The organism is Kineococcus vitellinus (assembly GCF_009906315.1).
GTDB lineage: Bacteria > Actinomycetota > Actinomycetes > Actinomycetales > Kineococcaceae > Kineococcus > Kineococcus vitellinus.
Map to the genome: position 1 here is coordinate 1 of NZ_JAAALL010000253.1, position 6,548 is coordinate 6,548.

The following is a 6,548-nucleotide window of genomic DNA, read 5'->3' on the forward strand; positions in this document are numbered from 1 at the left end:
GCCGCCGCGAGCCCGTCGACGTCGTCGTGGACGCCGGCCGGCTGGGTGCCGACCCGCTCGTGCTGCCGCTGCTGCGCGAGTCGGCCGTGGTGGTGCTCGTCGTCCGCGCCGACGTCAGCGGCGTCCTGCACGCCCGCGAGCGGCTGCGCGCCCTGGCCACCTCGCTGCGCCGCGCCGACGGGCTGCTGCCGCGCATCGGCGTCGTCCGCGTCGGCCCGCTGCGCCGCGGCGACGAGGAGGTGGCCCAGCTGCTGCGCTCCGTCGGCGACCGGGTCGACGACTTCGGCCGGCTGCCGCTGGACCCCGCGGGCGCCGCCGTCTTCGACGGGGCCCGCACCGCGCGCCCCGAGCGCACCGCCCTGGTGCGCGCCGGGCGCACCCTGGTGGGCGCGCTCGCCACCGCCGCCGGCGCCGGAGCGCGCCCCGTGCTCGCGGGCACCGCGGAGGAGGCCGCGTGAGCACCGCCCTGAGCACCGCCCTGAGCACCGCCCTGAGCACCCCCCCGAGCACCGGGCTGCCCGTCGGGCGCCGCGAGGCGCAGCAGGTCGACCACGAGCTCGTGCGCCGGCTGCGCGTGCAGGTCGCCGATCGGCTCTCCGCCCAGCGCCGCCGCGACGACGCCGCCGGGCGGCCGCCGATGTCCGGCGCCGACGAGCGGCAGTTCGCCCGCTCGCTCGTCGTGCAGGTCCTGGAGGACCACGCCCGCGCCGAGATGGAGGCCGGCCGCCCCCCGCTGGCCCCGGCCGCCGAGGAGGCCGTGGCCGCGGCCATCGGCGCCGCGCTGTTCGGCGTGGGCCGGCTGCAGCCGCTGCTGGAGGACCCCGACGTCGAGAACGTCGACGTCAACGGCTGCGACCGCGTCTTCGTCAGCTACGCCGACGGCCGCGAGGAGCTGTCGGCGCCGGTCGCCGACTCCGACGAGGACCTCGTCGAGCTCGTGCAGGTGCTGGCCTCCAACGTCGGGCTCACCAGCCGCCCCTTCGACGCCGCGAACCCCCAGCTGGACCTGCGCCTGCCCGACGGCTCCCGCCTGTCGGCGGTCATGGGCGTCTGCCAGCGGCCCGCGCTGAGCATCCGGCGCGCCCGGCTCTCCAGCGCCTCGCTGGCCGACCTCGTCGCCGGCGGGTCGATGGACGAGGACCTCGCGCAGTTCCTGCGCGCGGCCGTCCGCGCCCGCAAGAACATCATGATCGCCGGGTCGACGAACTCGGGGAAGACCACGCTGCTGCGCGCGCTCGCCGCGGAGATCCCGCCGCACGAGCGCCTCATCACCGTCGAGCGCGCCCTCGAGCTGGGCCTGGACCAGCAGGTGCAGGCGCACCCCAACGCCGTCGCCTTCGAGGAGCGGCTGCCGAACTCCGAGGGGGTCGGCGGGGTCACGATGGCGGAGCTGGTGCGCCGCTCGCTGCGCATGAACCCCAGCCGCGTCATCGTCGGCGAGGTCCTCGGCGACGAGATCGTCACGATGCTCAACGCCATGAGCCAGGGCAACGACGGCTCCCTGTCGACGATCCACGCGAACTCCTCCGCCGAGGTGTTCAACCGCATCGCCACCTACGCCCTGCAAGCCGAGGAGCACCTGCCCGTGGAGGCCAGCCACATGCTCATCGCGGGCGCGGTGGACTTCGTGGTCTTCCTCGACAAGCAGAACACCTACCACCTCGGCGGCGGGCTGCGCCGCGTCGTGGCCAGCGTCCGCGAGGTCACCGGCGTCGACGGCCGCGTCCTCAGCTCCGAGGTGTTCACCGCCGGCGCCGACGGCGTCGCGCGCGCCCACGCCCCGCTGCAGTGCGCCGCCGACCTCGAGGCGGCCGGCTGGGTCGCCCCCGTCCTGACGCGGTGGGGCGGGTGAGCGCCCCGCTGCCCGGCGTGGCGCCGGAGGTCCTCGTCGCCGCGACCGCCGCGACCGCCGGGCTGGGCCTGCTGCTGGCCGTGCTCGGCGTGCTGGGGCGCCCCGCCGTCGCGGGCGGGCGGCCGCCGTGGCGGCGGCGCACCGCGGCCCGGCTCAGCCGGCAGGCCTTGTCCGGCGTCGTCGCGGGCCTGGTCGTGCTGCTGCTCACCCGCTGGCTCGTCGCCGCCGCCGGCATCGGGCTGCTGGTCGCCGGCTGGGACCGCCTCGTCGGCGGCAGCGCCGACGAGGGCCGCGGCATCGCGCGCCTGGAGGCCCTGGCCACCTGGACGGAGTCGCTGCGCGACACCATCGCCGGCGCCATCGGCCTCGAGCAGGCCATCCCGGCCACCGCCGGCACCTCGGCGGCCGTCCTGCGGCCCTCGCTGAACCTGCTGGTGGACCGGCTGCGGATCCGCGAACCGCTGCCGGACGCCCTGCTGCGCTTCGCCGACGACGTCGACGACCCCAGCGCCGACGTCGTGGTGGCCGCGCTCGTGCTCAACGCCCGCCTGCGCGGGCCGGGCCTGCGCGACGTGCTGACGGCCCTGGCGGCCTCCACCCGCGAGGAGCTGGACGTGCGCCGGCGCATCGAGGCCAGCCGGCGCAGCATCCGCCGCAGCGTGCGCATCGTCCTGCTCATCGTCCTCGGCGTCATGGGCCTGCTGGCGGTCTTCAACCGCGACTACGTCGCCCCGTACTCCTCGGTGCCGGGGCAGCTGGCGCTGCTCGTCGTCGCGGGCCTGTTCCTGCTCGGCCTCACCTGGCTGCGCCGGCTGGCGCGGGTGGAGACCCACGAGCGCTTCCTCGCCGCCGCGCAGCGCACCGCCCCCGGTCGCCCGCAGGCGGTGGCCCGGTGAACCTCGCCCTGCTCAGCGGCGCGGTCTGCGCCCTCGGCGTCGTGCTCCTGCTCGCCGCGCTGGTGCGCCCGCAGCCGTCGGTGGCCGTGCAGGTCGCCCGCCACGACGCGCGCCGCTCGGCGGCGCGCACCGTCCTGTCGGCGGCCGAGGCCGCGGCCTCGGCCGCGCCCGGCCGGGGCCTGCTCGGCACCGCCTCCACCCTCGGCCGCCTCGTCGCGGCGCTCGCCGACCGCCTGGAGGTGCTCAGCGGCGAGCGCGGCTGGCGGCTGCGCCGCACGCGCGCTGACCTGGCGGTCCTGGGCCGCCGCACGGGGGAGTTCCTCGCCACCAAGGTCGTCGCCGGGCTGCTCCTGCTGCTGCTGGCACCGGTGTGCTGGGCGGTGCTGCGGGTGTTCGGCGTGCCGCTGCCCGGCGGGGTGCCGCTGACGCTGGCCCTGGTGCTCGGCGCGGCGGGCTTCCTCGTGCCGGACCTCGCGCTGCGCGCGGACGCCGAACGCCGCCGCCGCGACTTCCGCCGCGTCGTCGGGGTGTTCTCCGACCTCGTGGCCATGAACCTGGCCGGCGGGCGCGGCCTGCCGGAGGCGCTGCTGAGCTCGGCGTCGGTCAGCGACTACTGGGCGCTGGTGCGCATCCGCCAGGCGCTGGCCAACGCCCGCCTGCTGGGCGCCAGCCCCTGGGAGGCGCTCGGCGACCTCGGCACCGAGCTCGCCGTGCCGGAGCTGTCCGACCTCGCCGGCGCGCTCGCGCTGGCCGCCGACGACGGCGCAAAGATCCGCGCCTCGCTCGCCGCCCGCGCCGCCACGATGCGCCGGCGCGACATGGCCGACGTCGAGGGCGAGGCGGGGGAGAAGTCGCAGTCCATGCTCGTCGCCCAGCTGCTGCTGTGCACGGCGTTCATGGTGTTCCTCGCCTTCCCCGCCGTCTCCAACCTCATGAGCCAGTCGTGACCGCCACGACCACCGCGACCACCGCCACCGCCGCGACCGCCACCACCGAAGGGACCGACCTTGTCCAGCACCACCTCCCCGACCTCCCCGACGAGCGGGACGTTCCTCACCCGCCTGGCCCGGACGCTGTCGGCGCGGGCCCGCAGGGCGGCCGCGAGCGGCCGCGACGCCGGCGCCTCGGCGCTGGAGTGGGCGATCATCGCGGCGGTCGTCGTGGTCGCGGCCTCGGTGATCGGCGGCGCGATCTACAAGATCGTGCAGACCAAGAGCGAGGCGCTGGAGACCTGCGCGACGGTGGCCGTGGGCGACGCCTGCGCGGGCGGGACGGCCGCGGGCAGCTGACCCGGCAGCCGACCCGCGAGGGCACGGCCGGCGACCGCGGGTCGGCCGCGCTGGAGATGGCGTTCCTGGCCCCGGTGTTCCTGCTGCTGGTGTTCTTCGGCATCCAGGCCGGGTTGTGGGCCTACGGGCGCTCCGTCGCCCTGGCCTCCGCCCGCGAGGGCGTCGCGCAGCTGCGCGTCGTCACCGACGAGCAGCAGGCCGCCGCGGCCGACCCGGCGGTGCGCCGGCACGTCGAGGAGTTCGCCACCACCATCGGCCGCGAGTCGCTGCTGGAACCGCGGGTGAGCACGAGCTGGGACTCCGAGCGCACCCGCGTCACCGTGGAGGTCTCCGGGCGCGTCGTCAGCCTCGTGCCCGGTCTGGACCTGCGCACCACCCAGCGGGTCAGCGGCACCGCCGAGCGCTTCCGGAGCGTGCGGTGAACGCCGCCGCCGAGCGCGAGCGCGGCAGCGTGGCGCTGGAGTTCACGCTCGTCGCACCCGCGCTGCTGCTGCTCATCGCGCTGCTGCTGGCCTACGCCCGGGTCGGGCAGGTGGGCGCCACCCTCGACGCCGGGGTGCGCGACGCCGCCCGCAGCGCGACGAGCGCCCGCTCGGCCGACGACGCGCAGCGCGTCGCGCTGCAGGTGCTGCAGGTGGCCGTCGGTCCGGGCGACTGCGCCGACTCGCTGGTCGTGGAGCCGATCCCCGAGTTCCGCGCCGGCCGGCCGGTGACCGTGACGGCCTCGTGCAGCTACTCCATCGCCGACCTGGGGCTGCCGGGTGCACCGGGTTCGCTGGACGTGCGCAGCGCCTTCTCCAGCCCGCTCGACCCCAACCGGGAACTGCGGTGACGCGCTGGGCGGGCGGGCGCGAGGAGGGCTCGATCGCCCCCGCCGTGCCCGTGCTGGCGCTGGTGCTGCTCCTGCTGGCCGGGCTGGTCGTCGACGCCTCCCGGCAGCTGACGGCGCGCGCGCGTGCCGTCGCCTACGCCGAGGAGGCCGCCCGCGCCGGAGCCGCCGCCATCGACCTGGACGCGGAGGACCTGCGGCTGCTGCCGGTCGACCAGGTGCGCGAGCGCGTCAACGCCTACTGCGAGGCGGCGGCCGCGGCCGGCGCGCCCGTCGTGGACCCGCAGCACTGCTTCCGGGGCACCACCGAGGACGGCGATCCGCTGGGGCGGCGGATCGTCGTCGAGACGCACGTCGAGCTCGAGCTGCGCACGACGCTGCTCGGGATGGTCGGCGTGCAGCGACTGCGGGCCGCCGGTGACGGCCGGGCCCGCCCCTTCGAGGGGACGAGCGAGGAGGACGTGACGTGCAGGGAGGGTCGATCGTGCTGAGCATCCCCCCGGCGGGAGGTTCCGCGAGGAGGATTTCCGGGACGAGGGGTGCGGGAAGGAGGGGTTCCGCGGCGGGCGCCGCGGTGCTGGCCGCCGTCCTCGGCGGCGCCGGCTGCTCCGGCGGTGCCTCCGACGTGGCACCGCCGGCGCCCCCGGCACCCGCCGCGGCACCGGCCGGTGCCGCGGACGCCGGTGCGCCGACGGCCTCCGCGAGCGCGGTCGCCGCCGCCGCGGGCACCTACGACGGCGACCCGGCCGTCGTCGCCGTGCGCGCCTACCTGCGCGAGCAGGCGCTGGCCGTCAACGCCGGCGTCGCCGACCCCGCGCAGCTGCCCGCCTTCACGGCCACGCTCACCCCGGCCGCCCAGCAGTGGGCGCTGCCGCTGCTGGCGGCCAACCTCGGCGACCGCATGCCCGGTCCCTACCCGCTCGGGGTGCGCACCAGCACCCGCGAGGGCGAGGACCGCGTCGCGCTGCAGGTGTGCCTGCAGGACCGCGGCTGGCAGGTCGACCGCGCCGGCGGGCAGCCGGTGAACGCCGCGCACTTCGCCACCGCCCGCGCGGTCGTGGTGCGCCAGGGCGAGCGCTGGCTCGTCGACGACCTCGTCACCGACGGCGGCGAGTGCTCGGCCGCCGACGTCGTCGTGGAGAGGTTCTAATGCGCGCTCCCTCTGCGGCCCCGTCCACCGCAGCTCCGTCCACCGCAGCTCCGTCCACCGCGGCCGCGACCGCCCGGCCCGCCGCGCTGCTGACCGCCGCCCTGCTCCTCGCGAGCGGCGTCGCGGCCGCACCCGCCGGGGCCGCCGAGGCCGGCGGCGCGCGGCTGCTGGCCGCCTCCGACGGCTACGGCGTCGCGGGCGCCTGCCGCACCTGGTCCTCGGCCGCCGGGGACTACCGGATGCTGTGCTCCGGCCGCGGCGGGGCGCGCAGCTACGCCGACCTGCTGCAGGGCAGCCCACCGCCGACGTGCTGGCTGCTGCCGGCGGGGTCCACCGACCTGACGCCGAAGACCTGGGCCGCGCCGTTCGCCGGCGGCCCGGCGACGCCCTTGCCCGTCCCCGCGGCGGACCCCACCGCGAACCCGACCGCGAACCCGACCGCGAACCCGACCGCGAACCCCACGGGGAACCCGACCGCGAGCCCCACGGGGAACCCGACCGCGAACCCCACGGCGGACCCGACGGCCAACCC

The 6,548-nt window shown here is 77.6% G+C and carries 8 protein-coding genes and 2 pseudogenes; all 10 read left to right on the forward strand.

The genetic code is table 11. The annotated features are described in order from the left end of the window. A pseudogene (locus tag GTQ99_RS18035) lies at positions 1–458 on the forward strand (hypothetical protein); the annotation flags it as partial. A 56-nt stretch (positions 459–514) separates the two neighbouring features. Further along, the gene (locus GTQ99_RS18040) at positions 515–1,852 is read left to right on the forward strand and encodes a TadA family conjugal transfer-associated ATPase (RefSeq protein WP_166617113.1); all 1,338 of its coding nucleotides are present in this window, start codon (positions 515–517) and stop codon (positions 1,850–1,852) included. Further along, a complete protein-coding gene (locus tag GTQ99_RS18045; protein ID WP_338075086.1) occupies positions 1,849–2,748 on the forward strand; it encodes a type II secretion system F family protein in 900 nt (299 codons plus the stop codon). Before GTQ99_RS18040 ends, GTQ99_RS18045 begins: the two co-directional genes overlap by 4 nt. Beyond that, on the forward strand, positions 2,745–3,695 hold the full coding sequence (locus GTQ99_RS18050; RefSeq protein ID WP_166617109.1) for a type II secretion system F family protein: 951 nt from the start codon (positions 2,745–2,747) through the stop codon (positions 3,693–3,695). Before GTQ99_RS18045 ends, GTQ99_RS18050 begins: the two co-directional genes overlap by 4 nt. Positions 3,696–3,755: 60 nt before the next feature. After that, positions 3,756–4,037 (forward strand): hypothetical protein, encoded by a 282-nt coding sequence (locus GTQ99_RS18055; RefSeq protein WP_205707742.1) that lies wholly within the window; start codon positions 3,756–3,758, stop codon positions 4,035–4,037. Positions 4,038–4,087: 50 nt separating this feature from the next. Beyond that, entirely contained in the window at positions 4,088–4,459 is a 372-nt protein-coding gene (locus GTQ99_RS18060; protein ID WP_166617115.1) for a TadE family protein, read from the forward strand. Beyond that, entirely contained in the window at positions 4,456–4,869 is a 414-nt protein-coding gene (locus tag GTQ99_RS27145; protein ID WP_166617110.1) for a TadE/TadG family type IV pilus assembly protein, read from the forward strand. The genes GTQ99_RS18060 and GTQ99_RS27145 overlap by 4 nt, the downstream gene beginning before the upstream one ends. Next, complete coding sequence (locus tag GTQ99_RS26315) at positions 4,866–5,357, forward strand: pilus assembly protein TadG-related protein (RefSeq protein WP_166617111.1); 492 nt, start codon at positions 4,866–4,868, stop codon at positions 5,355–5,357. Before GTQ99_RS27145 ends, GTQ99_RS26315 begins: the two co-directional genes overlap by 4 nt. Beyond that, positions 5,351–6,016 (forward strand): hypothetical protein, encoded by a 666-nt coding sequence (locus tag GTQ99_RS18075; RefSeq protein ID WP_166617112.1) that lies wholly within the window; start codon positions 5,351–5,353, stop codon positions 6,014–6,016. Before GTQ99_RS26315 ends, GTQ99_RS18075 begins: the two co-directional genes overlap by 7 nt. Then, positions 6,016–6,548, forward strand: a pseudogene (locus GTQ99_RS24450) (hypothetical protein); the annotation flags it as partial. The gene GTQ99_RS18075 and the pseudogene GTQ99_RS24450, both read left to right, overlap by 1 nt.